Annotated in this window: 14 protein-coding genes, 1 tRNA gene and 1 riboswitch; of the genes, 5 read left to right on the forward strand and 10 right to left on the reverse strand. The window is 72.9% G+C overall.

Annotation, left to right across the window (positions count from 1 at the left end):
• Positions 1–180: 180 nt before the first annotated feature.
• From IEZ05_RS20025 to IEZ05_RS20035, 4 genes are all read right to left on the reverse strand, one after another.
• Positions 181–330: a hypothetical protein gene (locus IEZ05_RS20025; RefSeq protein WP_189231543.1), complete on the reverse strand. Its 150-nt coding sequence runs from the start codon at positions 328–330 to the stop codon at positions 181–183.
• Between the two features lie 31 nt (positions 331–361).
• A riboswitch (SAM riboswitch) is annotated at positions 362–471 on the reverse strand.
• A 53-nt stretch (positions 472–524) separates the two neighbouring features.
• Positions 525–1,184, reverse strand: a complete 660-nt coding sequence (locus tag IEZ05_RS20030; protein ID WP_189231544.1) for a glutathione S-transferase C-terminal domain-containing protein — start codon at positions 1,182–1,184, stop codon at positions 525–527.
• Between the two features lie 101 nt (positions 1,185–1,285).
• Positions 1,286–1,408 carry a putative leader peptide gene (locus IEZ05_RS36820; RefSeq protein ID WP_268255213.1) on the reverse strand — a complete coding sequence of 41 codons (123 nt, stop codon included), beginning with the start codon at positions 1,406–1,408 and terminating at the stop codon, positions 1,286–1,288.
• 152 nt (positions 1,409–1,560) lie between these two features.
• A tRNA-Pro gene (locus IEZ05_RS20035) sits at positions 1,561–1,634 on the reverse strand.
• 179 nt (positions 1,635–1,813) lie between these two features.
• On the opposite strand from IEZ05_RS20035, the gene IEZ05_RS20040 reads away from it, so the two are divergent.
• Positions 1,814–2,788: a bile acid:sodium symporter family protein gene (locus tag IEZ05_RS20040; RefSeq protein WP_189231545.1), complete on the forward strand. Its 975-nt coding sequence runs from the start codon at positions 1,814–1,816 to the stop codon at positions 2,786–2,788.
• 66 nt (positions 2,789–2,854) lie between these two features.
• Positions 2,855–3,235, forward strand: a complete 381-nt coding sequence (locus IEZ05_RS20045) for a hypothetical protein (protein ID WP_229869773.1) — start codon at positions 2,855–2,857, stop codon at positions 3,233–3,235.
• An 83-nt stretch (positions 3,236–3,318) separates the two neighbouring features.
• On the opposite strand, the gene IEZ05_RS20050 is transcribed toward IEZ05_RS20045, so the two are convergent.
• The 6 genes from IEZ05_RS20050 to IEZ05_RS20075 form a co-directional block, all read right to left on the reverse strand.
• The gene (locus tag IEZ05_RS20050) at positions 3,319–4,635 is read right to left on the reverse strand and encodes an MFS transporter (RefSeq protein ID WP_189231546.1); all 1,317 of its coding nucleotides are present in this window, start codon (positions 4,633–4,635) and stop codon (positions 3,319–3,321) included.
• Between the two features lie 171 nt (positions 4,636–4,806).
• Positions 4,807–5,757, reverse strand: coding sequence for a VOC family protein (locus tag IEZ05_RS20055; protein WP_189231547.1), 951 nt, complete (start codon positions 5,755–5,757; stop codon positions 4,807–4,809).
• Positions 5,738–6,862, reverse strand: a complete 1,125-nt coding sequence (locus IEZ05_RS20060; RefSeq protein ID WP_229869774.1) for a 4-oxalomesaconate tautomerase — start codon at positions 6,860–6,862, stop codon at positions 5,738–5,740. Before IEZ05_RS20060 ends, IEZ05_RS20055 begins: the two co-directional genes overlap by 20 nt.
• The gene (locus tag IEZ05_RS20065; protein ID WP_189231548.1) at positions 6,859–7,566 is read right to left on the reverse strand and encodes a 4-carboxy-4-hydroxy-2-oxoadipate aldolase/oxaloacetate decarboxylase; all 708 of its coding nucleotides are present in this window, start codon (positions 7,564–7,566) and stop codon (positions 6,859–6,861) included. Before IEZ05_RS20065 ends, IEZ05_RS20060 begins: the two co-directional genes overlap by 4 nt.
• Complete coding sequence (locus tag IEZ05_RS20070) at positions 7,563–8,315, reverse strand: PIG-L deacetylase family protein (RefSeq protein WP_189231549.1); 753 nt, start codon at positions 8,313–8,315, stop codon at positions 7,563–7,565. Before IEZ05_RS20070 ends, IEZ05_RS20065 begins: the two co-directional genes overlap by 4 nt.
• 48 nt (positions 8,316–8,363) lie before the next feature.
• Complete coding sequence (locus IEZ05_RS20075) at positions 8,364–9,014, reverse strand: GntR family transcriptional regulator (RefSeq protein ID WP_189231550.1); 651 nt, start codon at positions 9,012–9,014, stop codon at positions 8,364–8,366.
• A gap of 210 nt (positions 9,015–9,224) precedes the next feature.
• Here IEZ05_RS20075 and IEZ05_RS20080 point away from each other — a divergent pair, with 210 nt between their 5' ends.
• The 3 genes from IEZ05_RS20080 (at position 9,225) to IEZ05_RS20090 (ending at position 11,962) form a co-directional block, all read left to right on the forward strand.
• Complete coding sequence (locus IEZ05_RS20080; protein WP_189231551.1) at positions 9,225–9,572, forward strand: cupin domain-containing protein; 348 nt, start codon at positions 9,225–9,227, stop codon at positions 9,570–9,572.
• Between the two features lie 135 nt (positions 9,573–9,707).
• On the forward strand, positions 9,708–10,871 hold the full coding sequence (locus tag IEZ05_RS20085) for a Gfo/Idh/MocA family protein (RefSeq protein ID WP_189231552.1): 1,164 nt from the start codon (positions 9,708–9,710) through the stop codon (positions 10,869–10,871).
• Positions 10,872–10,957: 86 nt separating this feature from the next.
• Positions 10,958–11,962: a Gfo/Idh/MocA family protein gene (locus IEZ05_RS20090; protein WP_189231553.1), complete on the forward strand. Its 1,005-nt coding sequence runs from the start codon at positions 10,958–10,960 to the stop codon at positions 11,960–11,962.
• Positions 11,963–11,971 lie beyond the last annotated feature (9 nt).

Here is an 11,971-nt window from a genome sequence, read left to right on the forward strand (position 1 = left end):
GGGTTCGTGCGGACGGCGGTGGGCCGCTGCGGCGCGATGGCGCGGCGGGAGCCGCTCCAGGCGCGAGGCGGCGCACGGGGCAGGGCACGGGACCGGGGCGGGAGGGACAACGGCACACCGCGTGGGCGGTGTTCGTCGTGGCCGGGCGGCCGCTGCGAGGGCTGGGGTCCGGGAAGGAGGTCAGCCCTGGCGGCGGCCGCGGCCGCGGTCGGTACACAGTGCGCTGCTGACGCGGAGCAGATCGACGGTCCGGTCGGCGACGAGCGGGCTGGGGCACGGGCGTACGGCGCCCTGGGGGCGGCGGTCCGCCGTCCTGGGAGCTGCGTACATGTCCGTCACCGTCACTGTTCCGGCCCCGTGGGCCTCGCGCTTACCGAAGTGTCATCCGGTCCGGTCGTCACCTGGGGCACCCCACCGCGGAGCGAGGGTTGCCGGTCAGCAAGCCAGGGCTTGTCGCTGACGCTCATGACCGTTCTTGGTCCGTAAGTAAGGCAGTTGACCGTGCTCGTGTCAACGCCGTTCCGTCAGGTGGGACGGCCTTCGAGGTGGCGCGCGAAGGCCGGGTGCGCGCTCAGGCGCCGCACGTGGGACCACAGGGCGGGGTGGCGGTCCGTGCGGTGCGCGGTGTCGAGCCGGGTCAGGGCCACCCACACCTCGACGTCGGCCGCGGTGAGCCGCTCGCCCAGGACGTAGGGGCGGCCGGTCAGCCGTTCCTCCAGCAGGTCCAGCACCGCCGGGTCGGCCGCCCGTCCGCAGAGCAGCTCGACGGCCTCGATCGCCGCGTCCTCGCCGCACGGGTACAGCTCGGGGCCGGCGGAGGCGAAGTACCGGGCGAGGTCGCGCATGATGTCGGGCGCGTGGGTGCTCACGATCCGGCCCGACCAGTCGTCGCTGAGCACCGGCGCGAGAGCCGGGCCCCGGTAGTGGTGGGCGCTCGCCTCGTACAGCGGACGCAGGGCGGGGTGACCGCCGTCGGCGCAGTCGGCGCCGGGGTCGAGGAGGGTCACCGGGCACACCTCGTCGAGCCCGAGGAGGCTGTGGACGACGGCGATGCGCAGACAGTCGTCGTGGCCGGGCGACAGGTGGAGGCGGTAGCGACGCGGTACGGCGTAGTGGCCGCTGCGGGGGTCGCGGCCGATGCGTCCCCGGAAGGCGGGGGCGGGGGCGAGCGGGATGACGGACATGGTTCTCCTCGGGTGCGGGGGGCGTGGAGACACGCGCGGCGGAAACGGCGGCGGGCCGGCCGCGAGCGGGCACGGCTCGGCCCGACTCGGCTCGGTTCGGCTCAGTCCTGCGGCCTGATGGCGCTGCAGACGCGGAGGAGGTCGATGTGACGGCGGGAGGTGAGCAGCGGGGACGGGTGCGGCGTACGGCTGGCGTCGGCGACGGCCGGCTCGGTGCTCCCCATGCTTCCCTACCTGTTCACTAGGATTACCAGGGAAGTGTCGGCCGGTGTCCGGGGTGCGTCAAGGGGGCGTCCACGCTGTGGTCCGCCGCGTGCGCGGCCGGCACGAAAAAGGGCCCCCGCGAGCCACTGCTCGCGAAGACCCTTCGTCACCGTCGGGACGACAGGATTTGAACCTGCGACCCCTTGACCCCCAGTCAAGTGCGCTACCAAGCTGCGCCACGTCCCGGTGTGCGTCGCACGGGCCGCTGGTGACGGTTTCCGTGTGATCACGCAGGTCAACCCTACCCCATCCGCCGGGCGGGACGGAGTCGCCGGTCGTACAGCGGCCGGCCGGCGCGACCGTACCGATGATCACATCGCGAGACGGCGTTGCGTCGCGCCCGCCGCCGGGCGTTACCTCGCACGGTGCGAACCGAACGACCCGAACACCTCAGTGACCAGCCCACCGGTGACCGCCCCACCGGTGACCGCTCCGCGCGCCGTGCCGTCACCGTCTTCCCCCTCCTCGTCCTCGCGGCGGGCGCCCTCGGTCTCCTGCTCCCGGGGAGTTTCACCGGCTGGGGCGAGGCGGTGCCGTACCTGCTGGGCGTGGTGATGTTCTGCATGGGCGTCACCATGACGCCGGAGGACTTCCGCGGGGTCGCGCGGCGCCCCTGGGCGGTGGCCCTCGGGCTGGTCGCGCACTACGTCATCATGCCGGGGCTCGGCTGGGCGATCGCCCACCTGCTCGACCTCTCGCCGCAGCTCGCCGCCGGCGTGATCCTGGTCGGCTGCGCGCCCAGCGGCACGGCCTCCAACGTGGTGACCTATCTGGCCCGGGGCGACGTCGCCCTCTCGGTCTCCGTCGCCACCGTCTCCACGCTCGTCGCCCCGCTGGTGACCCCGCCGCTGACGCTGCTGCTGGCCGGTGAGTACCTCCCGGTCGACGCCGGTTCGATGGTCACGGACATCCTCAAGACGGTGCTGCTGCCGATCCTCGCGGGCGTCGTCGTACGGCTCGTGGCGGGGCGGTACGTGCGGCGGGCCCTGCCCGCGCTGCCGTGGCTGTCCGCGCTGACGATCTCCGTGATCGTGGCCGTGGTCGTCGCGGGCAGCGCCGACGCCATCAAGTCGGCGGCCGGGATGGTGTTCCTCGCCGTCGTGCTGCACAACGGCCTCGGGCTGGCGCTCGGCTACGGCGCGGGGCGCCTCGGCCGGCTCGGCGAACCGGCGAGCCGTGCCATGGCCTTCGAGGTCGGCATGCAGAACTCCGGCCTGGCGGCCTCGCTGGCCACCGCCCACTTCAGCCCGCTGGCGGCGCTGCCCGCCGCGGTCTTCTCCGTCTGGCACAACGTCTCCGGCTCCCTGACCGCGGCCTGGCTGTCACGCCGGGGGCGGTGACCCGCGGTCGGCCGTCCGGCGGTACGGTACCGGCACCCTGGAGGAGGGAACCGAGGTGAGCACCGCGTGCAGCACGAGGCCCGCCTCACCCGTGCGTGCCGTCGCCGACGGGACGGCCGGCTCGTGAGCGCCCGCCGGCGGGTCGTCGCCGTGTGGGCGGGGCTGTGCGTGGCCGGCCTCGCAGCGACCGCCGCGCTCCGCGCCGATCCGTACGCGGACGGGCCCGGCGCTCGGGGCGAGGATCCGACTGCCGCGGAGAGCCACCCCGTCGACTGCGAGGAGATCGCCGACCGCGTCGCCCGGGAGCGCCGGGAGCACGACGAGGCGGAGGGACGGGCCGCCCCGTCCACGTCTGCCTCGTACCGGAGCGACACGACCTTCACGGTGACGCTGGTGCCCGAGGAGTGCGCGGACGAGCTGGACGCCCGCGGCCTGTCGTCGTCCTGACGGTCAGGGCAGCGCCCTTCTACGCCGACGCCGGCCCCGCGTCGTCGCGTCGGCCGGCGTGCGTCCCCCGTCTCCGGGGGCGGTCAGTGCACGCCGACCAGCTTCTGCTCCGCTCGGTCACCGGCCGGCCTCGTGCGCAGGGCCGCGATGCCGATGAAGACCATGGACGAGACGCCGGCGAGCGCGAAGGCGGTGAAGCCCCAGTCGCCCCGGTCCGCGGCGAGCAACTGGCCGCCGAGCCACGGGCCGAAGACGGCGCCGAAGCGGCCCATGCCGGACGTCCAGCCGACCGCGGTGGCCCGGTCGGCCGGGGCGGAGCCGATGGAGACGGTCGCGTAGATCATGGTCTGGGCGCTGTTGAGGAACACGCCGGTGAGGAAGACGACCACGAAGGTCAGCGCCGGCGGCATGTGGACGCTGAGCAGGAAGACACCGCCCGCGGTCAGCGCGAACCAGATCGCGGAGATGCGCGGGGCGCCGAAGCGGTCCGATGCGCGGCCGGCGACCAGCATGCCCACGATGCCGCCGAGGTTGAACAGCACGACGAAGGTCAGCGCGGAGCCGAGCTCGTAGCCCTCGCTGCGCATCAGGGTGGGCAGCCAGGTGGCGACGCCGTAGACGAGCAGCAGGCCGCCGAAGGAGGCCGGCCAGTACAGCAGGGTCTGGATCCACTCATTGCCGCGGAAGAGGTTGGCGACGTTGGCCCAGGCGGCACCGGAGGTCTTGCCGGTGGCGGCGGGGAGTTCGACGTCGTAGCGGCCGGCCAGGGCGCGGGCCTCCTCGGTGCGGCCCTTGGCGACCAGGAAGCTCAGCGACTCGGGCAGGAAACTGGCCAGGACCGGGACGAAGAGCAGCGGCACCACGCAGACCCAGAACGCGGCGCGCCAGCCGAGCGGCTCGACGATCCACAGGGCGACGTAGGCGGAGAGGATGCCGCCGGCGTGGTGGGCGGTCATCAGCAGGCCGATGGTGATCGCGGCGCGGCCCCGCGGGGCGTAGTCGGAGACCATGCTGATCGCGGTCGGCAGCAGGCCGCCGAGGCCGACGCCGGCCAGGGTGCGGCCCAGGCCGAAGACGGCGACGCTGCTCGAGACGGCGCAGATGCCGGAGGCCAGCGAGAAGAGCGCGACGCAGCAGACCATCAGCTTCTTGCGGCCGATGCGGTCCGCGACCGTCCCCGCGGCCAGCGCGCCGACGAGCATGCCGAAGGTGGCGTAGCTGCCGAGGTCGCCGGCCTGGCCCGAGGTGATGCCGAGCGCCTTCTCCTGGAGCATGTTCGGCAGCACCGAGCCGTAGATGAACATGTCCAGGCCGTCGAAGAGCACGGCCAGCCAGCAGAGGCCGACGACGAGCAGGGCCAGTCTGCTGCCACGGGCGGACAGCACGGGGGAGGAGGACATCGTTGTTTTCCTCTCGTCCAGGAGGCGGCGCCTGGAGGGGACGGGGTGATGGGGCGACGCTAAGGACCGCACTCCAGGAGTGTCAACGCTTTTGTTGACAATCTCAGCAACGATTTGGGGGGTGGGTCGCGCGTGGGCGTGCGCGACCCACCCCCCGGTGGAAACGAACGGTCAGGCGACCGGCGGAGTGCCGTGCGTGTGGAACGACTCGATGGTCTTCAGACCCCAGGCCTGGCCCTTCTTCCGCTCCTCCTCGGTCCAGGTGACCAGCGGCCAGTCGGGCGCCAGCACCAGGCGGGTGAGCGGGTTGCACAGCTCGATGCGGTTGCCGCCGGGCTCGTAGACGTACAGGAAGAACGTCTGCTGGATGGCGTGCTTGTGCGGGCCCGTCTCGATGAACACGCCGGTGTCGATGGCGAGGTCGGCGGCGCGCAGGATGTCCTCGCGGGTGTCGGCCGCGAAGGCGATGTGGTGCAGCCGGCCCGAGGTGCCGGTCCAGTCCTCGGTGTAGACGACGTCGTACGACTTGTTCGTGAAGGTCAGCCAACGGGCGGCGATCTTCCCGGAGTCGAGCCGGATCTGCTCGGTGGGCCGGGCGCCCAGGAGCTGTTCCTGGAACTCGGCGGCGGCGAGCACGTCGGCGGCGAGGAAGTTGATGTGGTCCAGGCGGCGTACACCCACGCCCCGGTTGGGTTTGGCCTGGGGCTGGTTCTTCAGCGCGGGCTTCAGCTCGTCGGGGGCCTGGTAGTGCTCGCTCTCCCAGTACAGGGCGTGCTCGTGTCCGTCGGGGTCGGCGGTGAGGTAGAGCCTGCCGATGCCGGGTTCGTCCTCGACCCACTTCCCGGTGCGGCCGGCCTCCTCCAGTGCCCTGACGCGCCGCTGGAGGGCGTCCTCGCCGGAGGTGCGCAGGGCGAGCCGGCCGGGGCCGGGCGTCTCACGGGCGGTGAGCACCAGACTGTGGTGCTCGTAGTCGTCATAGGTGCGCAGGTAGACGGTGTCGCCGTCCTGGCCGTTGACCGTCAGGCCCAGGTAGTTGGTGAAGAAGGCGACGCTGGCGTCCAGGTCGGGTGTGAACAGCTGGGCATGGCCGACATGGGCGATGTCACCGAGCGGCGGAGTCATGGTGCCCTCCAGGGCGTTGTGCGGGTATCGGCGCCGTCGCGGCGGACCGGGGGAAGACGGTGCCGTCGAAGATCTTGCGTGCGGTGCGTACGGCGGCGGTGCGGCGGACCACGGCGGGGGTGCCGTCGGAACCCGGGTCGACCTGCACGTCGACCTCCAGGAATCCGGTGGGATGTTCGACGCGTACGCGCTCGCCGCCGGGGAGGTGTGCGATCCCCTCCCCCACCCCGCCGGGGACGCGCAGCCCCGCCGCCACGCTCGCGGCGCCGAGGACGCCGATGGAGGTGTGGCAGCGCACGGGGATGAAGGTGCGGGTCGTGACCGCGCCGCCGTCCCGGGGCGGGGCCAGCAGGGTCAGCTTGGGCACGGTGGCGCCCTCGACGTCGCCGAGGCCCATGAGCCGCCCGGCGGCCAGCCGTATCTCCCGGAGCCGGTCGGCGAGCGCCACGTCCTCCTCCAGGTCCCTGGGCGTCTCGTAGCCGGTGACGTTCAGCGCGGCGGCCGGGATCAGCACGACCGGCATGCCGTTGTCGACGCAGGTCACCTCGGTGCCGGCGACGGTGTCGCGGGCGTTCCCGGTGGGCAGCAGGGGGCCGGAGCCCTGCGGAAACTCGACGACGACGGGGGCGGCCGTGCCGGGCACGCCGGATGTCCCGACGGTGCCGGTGTGGTCGACACGCCCGCCCGGGGTCGGGAAGGTCGCGACGGCGAGTTCGCCGGTGTTGAGCATGCGGATGCGTACGGACGTCTCGGTGTCACCGGCCGGTACGAGCCCGCGCTCGACGGCGAACGGGCCCACCCCGGCGAGGATGTTGCCGCAGTTCTGCCGGTCGGTGACCTCGGGCGTGTCCACGGCGACCTGGAGGAACAGGTAGTCGACGTCCGCGTCCGGACCGGCCGCACGGGAGATCACGGCGACCTTGCTGGTCAGCGGGTGGCCGCCGCCCAGGCCGTCGATCTGGCGCGGGTCGGGGCTGCCCATGATCCGCAGCAGCAGATCGTCGCGGGCGGCGGGGTCGGCGGGCAGGTCCCCGGCCAGGAAGTAGGCGCCCTTGGAGGTGCCGCCGCGCATCAGCGTGCAGCGCACCTCCTCGGGGCCGGTCACCGCTCTTCCCCGGCGGTGTACTCGGCGTACGACCGGTAGGTGACGCCGAGTCGCTCCAGTCTCTCGCGCAACCCGTAGCGGTCCAGGCCGAGTTGGCCCTCGACGAAGGCGGCGCGGGCAGCGGCCTCCTTCTTCTCGCGGGCCTCGGACGCCTCGGCGGTGCGCCGGGCCTGCTCGCGCGGTACGACCACGACGCCGTCGTCGTCGGCGACGATCACGTCGCCGGGGCGGATCACCTGGCCGTCCACGGCGACCGGTACGTTGACCGAGCCGCCGGTGGCCTTCACCGTGCCCTGCGCGGAGACGGCCCGGGACCAGGCGGCGAAGCCCATCTCCCGCAGTTCCTGGGTGTCGCGGATGCCCGCGTTGATGATCAGCCCGCGGACCCCGCGCCGCTGGAGCGCGGTGGCGAACAGCTCGCCGAACATGCCGTCGGTGGACGGCGAGGTGGTGGTGACGACCAGGACGTCGCCCTCGCCGCACTGCTCCACGGCGGCGTGGATCATCAGGTTGTCGCCGGGCCAGGAGAGCACGGTGACCGCGGTGCCGGCGATCCGTACGCCCTGCTGGATCGGGCGGACGTCCGGCCCGAGCAGTCCGGTACGGCCCATCGCCTCGCTGACGGTGGCCACGCCGTACCCGGCGAGCGCCGCGACGTCCTCGGCGTCGGCCTTGGGCGGGTCGGTGACCACGACGCCGCTCATGCCAGCTCCTGCGCGATCTGCGGGTACGGGCGCATGTACGCCTCGGCCATGGTCCGGTGCGCCAGGCCCAGGTTGGGGCCGGCGTTGCGCTTGAGCTGGACGCCGCGGCGGACGGCCAGGTCGGTGTAGTAGTCCCACAGGTGCTGCTGGGCGGCGAGGCACTCCATGGCCTTGCGCTTGGTCTCCCACACCTCGGTGATGTCGAGGAGGACCTCGGGCCTGAAGCCGCTCATCTCGGGCTGGTGCGGCTCGAAGTAGAAGACGGGCGGGGCGCCGATGATCTCGCCCTCGCCCGGGTAGCCGATGGCCTGGGCGAGGACGCGCGCCTCCAGGGTCATGCGGTTGGCCGCCGGGTGGTCGCCGTTGTACGGGTCCTCGACGGGGTGGGTGAGCACGACGTCGGGCTGGGTGGCGCGGTAGACCTCGACGAGCCGGTCGGTCAGCTCGGGCGTGACGAGCAGCGGGTAGTCGCCGGCGTCGAAGAAGCGGACCTCGGCGCCGAGCGTGGCGGCGGCCTTCTCGGCCTCCTCCCGGCGGATCGCCTTGATCTCCTCCAGCTTCTTGCCCGCCCGCCAGGCCTGGGCGGACTCGCCGCGCTCGCCGAAGGTCAGGCACGCGATGGTGACCTTCTCCCCGCGCGAGGCGGCCAGGGCGATGGCGCCGCCCGCCCGCCACACGAAGTCCCCCGCGTGCGCGGTGACGACGAGTGTCGACCGTGGGGTGGCGGCGGGCGCGTTGCCGTGCGTCATGGGTGCAATCTCCTCGGTGGACAGGTGACGCCCGCCTCGATGCGTGTGTCAGTCGCGCAGCGCCTCGATCACGCTGGTGAGGTGGGCGCGGACGGCCGCCTCGGCCGCCTGCGGATCCCTGGCCTCGATCGCCTCGATCATGGCCAGATGCTCGTTCAGGGATTGCTGCGGACGTCCCGGCCGCAGCGCCAACTGGAAGCGGTGACGCACCAGTTGCGCGTTGAGGCGCTCCAGCAGCTCCACGGCCGTCAGCTGGCCGGAGAACTCCCGGATCCTGGCGTGGAGTTCGTGGTTGAGGTCCGAGTAGGTCAGCGGTTCCCCGCCGGCCACGGCCTTGCGCATCGCCGTGCCCAGGTCCTTGAGTTCGGTCACCTGCGCGTCGCTGACGGCGGCCGCCGCCTTCGCCGCGCAGAGCCCTTCGAGGACCAGGCGGCACTCGGTGATCGCGACCGCTTCCTCCACGGTCACCACCCGCACCCGGGACCCCCGGTTGCGGATCCGTTCCACGAGCCCCTGCGCTTCCAGGTCGATCAGCGCGGCGCGGATGCTGGCCCGTGTCACGCCGAACTGCTCGGCGAGTTCGTTCTCCACCAGCCGCTGTGCCGGTGCCATCTCGCCGCGCAGGATCGCCTGCCGCAACTGCCCGAGCGCAAGCTGTTTCGCCTGCTCCCCGGTGCCCGGACGGGCTTGGTTCGGCATGGTTGCCCTCCCTGAGTGAGTGCCTGTCGAACCTAAATCTAGCCAGACAAGATTGTCAACAATTTTGTTCGAGATAATTCGGCCCGACGGAGAGCGGCCCCGCGGGCGGTCGAGGACGGCGCAGGGCGCGACGAAGTGTCCGTACGCGTCCGCGGATACGGCACACCCTGTCGCCCCCGCGACCCCCTCCGCCCCGGCTAGCGTCGCCGCATGACCCACAGTTTCGTTGTCCACGTCCCCGACGCCGAGCTCGAACCCGAGCCCCTCTCCCCCGACCAGATCGTGTCCGGCTCCCCCGAGGTCACCGGCAAGGTGGTGTGGGAGTCGGCGGACGGGCGTCAGGCGCGCGGCATCTGGCAGATCACCCCCGGGGTCGTCACCGACACCGAGGCGGACGAGCTCTTCGTCGTGCTCAGCGGCTCCGCCACCATCGAGGTGGAGGGCGGCCCGACGCTGACGGTCGGACCGGGTGACCTGGCCGTCCTGCGCGAGGGCGACCGGACGACGTGGACGGTGCACGAGACGCTGCGCAAGGCGTACGCGGTCAACCTCGGGTAGGACTGCCGGACGGCGCACCTCCGTGCGGCCCGGACGCACTGGACCCCCCTTTGTCCTGTCAAACGGTTGACATGATGCGGAGGGTCCGCACAGGGTGGCCTGGACAGATCACGCACCGGTCCTCGAGGGGCTCTCATGGTGGATGCGCTCGGTGTCGCCGTCGTCGGATTCGGCTGGATGGGCCGGGTGCACACCCAGGCGTACGCCCGCGTCCTGCACCACTATCCGCGGCTGCCGCTGCGTCCGGAGCTGATCACGATCGCCGAGGAGGTGCCGGGCCGGGCCGAGGAGGCCGCCGCGCAGTTCGGCTTCGCCTCGGCCACCCGCGACTGGCGCGACGTGGCCGCCGACCCGCGCGTGCGGGCGGTCAGCATCACCACGCCGAACTTCCTGCACCGGGAGATCGGCGTGGCGATGGCCGGGGCCGGCAAGCACATCTGGATCGAGAAGCCGGTCGGCCTCACCGCCCGGGACGCCCGCGCCGTGGCGGACGCCGTGGCCGAGGCCGGCGTGCAGGGCGCCGTCGGCTTCAACTACCGCAACGCGCCCGCCGTCGAGACCGCCCGCGAGCTGATCGCGTCCGGGGAGATCGGCGCCGTCACGCACGCCCGCATCCGCCTGTTCAGTGACTACGCGGCCCACCCGGAGGGGGCGCTGACCTGGCGCTACGAGCGACAGCGCGGCGGCAGCGGAGTCCTGGGCGACCTGGCCTCGCACGGCGCCGATCTGGCCCGGTTCCTGCTCGGCGACATCGCGTCCCTGACCGCCGACACGGCGATCTTCCTGCCCGAGCGGGCCCGGCCCACCGCCGCGACGGCCGGTCACGCACGTGCCGCGGGCGGCGAACCCGGCCCGGTGGAGAACGAGGACTACGTCAACTGCCTGCTCCGCTTCGCCTCCGGCGCCCGCGGCGTCCTGGAGGCGTGCCGGGTCTCGGTCGGCGAGCAGAACACCTACGGCTTCGAGGTGCACGGCACGCGGGGCGCGGTGTTCTGGGACTTCCGCCGCATGAACGAGCTGGGCGTCAGCCGGGGCACGGCGTACCAGGACCAGCCGGTCAGCACGGTCCACGTCGGCCCCGGGCACGGCGAGTTCGCCGCCTTCCAGCCGGGCGCGGCCAACGCCATGGGCTACGACGACCTGAAGGTGGTGGAGGCCCACCGCTTCCTGCGCTCGATCGCCGAGGGCGTCCCGTACGGCGCCACCCTGACCGACGCCGTGCACAGCGCGACCGTACTGGACGCGATGGCGCGGTCGGCCGAGCGCCGGGCCTGGGTCGAGGTGCACGCCGAGGAGTGACCTCGGGCCCGGCGGGCGGAAGCGGACCCCGCCGGCCCGCCCCGCGTACCCATGACGGCAACCCCACACAAGGAGCAGCGGAACCCATGCGCATCGGAATCCTCGGCCTCGGCCGCATCGGCGCCTTCCACGCCGAGACCCTCTCCGGACTCGACGCCGTCGGCTCGCTCGTCGTCGCCGATCCGTTCGCGGACGCCGCGCGGGCCGCCGCCCGGCGGTTCGGCGCCGAGGTGGCCCCCTCGCCCGAGGCGGTGCTGGCCGCCGGCGTGGACGGGGTGGTGATCGCGGCCGCGACCGACGCCCACCCGAGCCTGATCCTGGCCGCCGTCGAGGCCGGAGTACCCGTCTTCTGCGAGAAGCCCGTCGCCCGCACCACGGCGGAGGGCGTCGAGGTCCTCAAGGCGGTCGCGGGCCGTGCCGTGCCGGTCCAGATCGGGTACAACCGTCGCTTCGACGCCGGGTTCGCCGCGGCGAGGGCGGCGGTGCGCGGCGGTGAGCTGGGCACGCTGCACACCGTGCGGTCGACCACGCTGGACCCGGCGCCGCCGCCGGCCGCGTACATCGCCGCCTCCGGGGGTATCTTCCGGGACTGCTCCGTGCACGACTTCGACATCATCCGCTGGGTGACGGGCCGTGAGGTGAGGGAGGTGTACGCCGTCGGCGGCAACCGGGGCGCCGCCTTCATCCGGGAGGCGGGCGACGCCGACACCACGGGCGCGGTCCTCACCCTGGACGACGGCACGATCGCGGTGGTCTCCAACAGTCGCCACAACGCGCGGGGGTACGACGTCCGCATGGAGATCCACGGCTTCGCGGACTCCCTCGCCGTCGGCCTGGACGACAAGCTGCCGCTGCGCTCGGTCGAGCCCGGCGTCACCTTCCCGGCCGGTGTCCCGCACGACTTCTTCATGGACCGCTTCGCCGCCGCCTACCGCGCCGAACTCACCGCCTTCACCGAGGTCGTCGCCGGTACGCGGCCCTCCCCCTGCACGATCGAGGACGCGCTGGAGGCGAGCTGGATCGCCGAGGCGTGCACGCTGTCGCTGCGCGAGCACCGCCCCGTGACGATCGCGGAGGTACGGCGGGCCTGAGCACGCCCC

The sequence above is a fragment of the Streptomyces flaveolus genome (genome assembly GCF_014648815.1).
In the GTDB taxonomy this organism is placed as follows: Bacteria; Actinomycetota; Actinomycetes; order Streptomycetales; family Streptomycetaceae; genus Streptomyces; species Streptomyces flaveolus.

Coding starts and splice junctions, on each gene's coding strand:
- IEZ05_RS20025 (WP_189231543.1), bottom strand. CDS start 330: ATGTACGCAGCTCCCAGGACGGCGGACCGCCGCCCCCAGGGCGCCGTA.
- IEZ05_RS20030 (WP_189231544.1), bottom strand. CDS start 1,184: ATGTCCGTCATCCCGCTCGCCCCCGCCCCCGCCTTCCGGGGACGCATC.
- IEZ05_RS36820 (WP_268255213.1), bottom strand. CDS start 1,408: ATGGGGAGCACCGAGCCGGCCGTCGCCGACGCCAGCCGTACGCCGCAC.
- IEZ05_RS20050 (WP_189231546.1), bottom strand. CDS start 4,635: ATGTCCTCCTCCCCCGTGCTGTCCGCCCGTGGCAGCAGACTGGCCCTG.
- IEZ05_RS20055 (WP_189231547.1), bottom strand. CDS start 5,757: ATGACTCCGCCGCTCGGTGACATCGCCCATGTCGGCCATGCCCAGCTG.
- IEZ05_RS20065 (WP_189231548.1), bottom strand. CDS start 7,566: ATGAGCGGCGTCGTGGTCACCGACCCGCCCAAGGCCGACGCCGAGGAC.
- IEZ05_RS20070 (WP_189231549.1), bottom strand. CDS start 8,315: ATGACGCACGGCAACGCGCCCGCCGCCACCCCACGGTCGACACTCGTC.
- IEZ05_RS20075 (WP_189231550.1), bottom strand. CDS start 9,014: ATGCCGAACCAAGCCCGTCCGGGCACCGGGGAGCAGGCGAAACAGCTT.
- IEZ05_RS20080 (WP_189231551.1), top strand. CDS start 9,225: ATGACCCACAGTTTCGTTGTCCACGTCCCCGACGCCGAGCTCGAACCC.
- IEZ05_RS20085 (WP_189231552.1), top strand. CDS start 9,708: ATGGTGGATGCGCTCGGTGTCGCCGTCGTCGGATTCGGCTGGATGGGC.
- IEZ05_RS20090 (WP_189231553.1), top strand. CDS start 10,958: ATGCGCATCGGAATCCTCGGCCTCGGCCGCATCGGCGCCTTCCACGCC.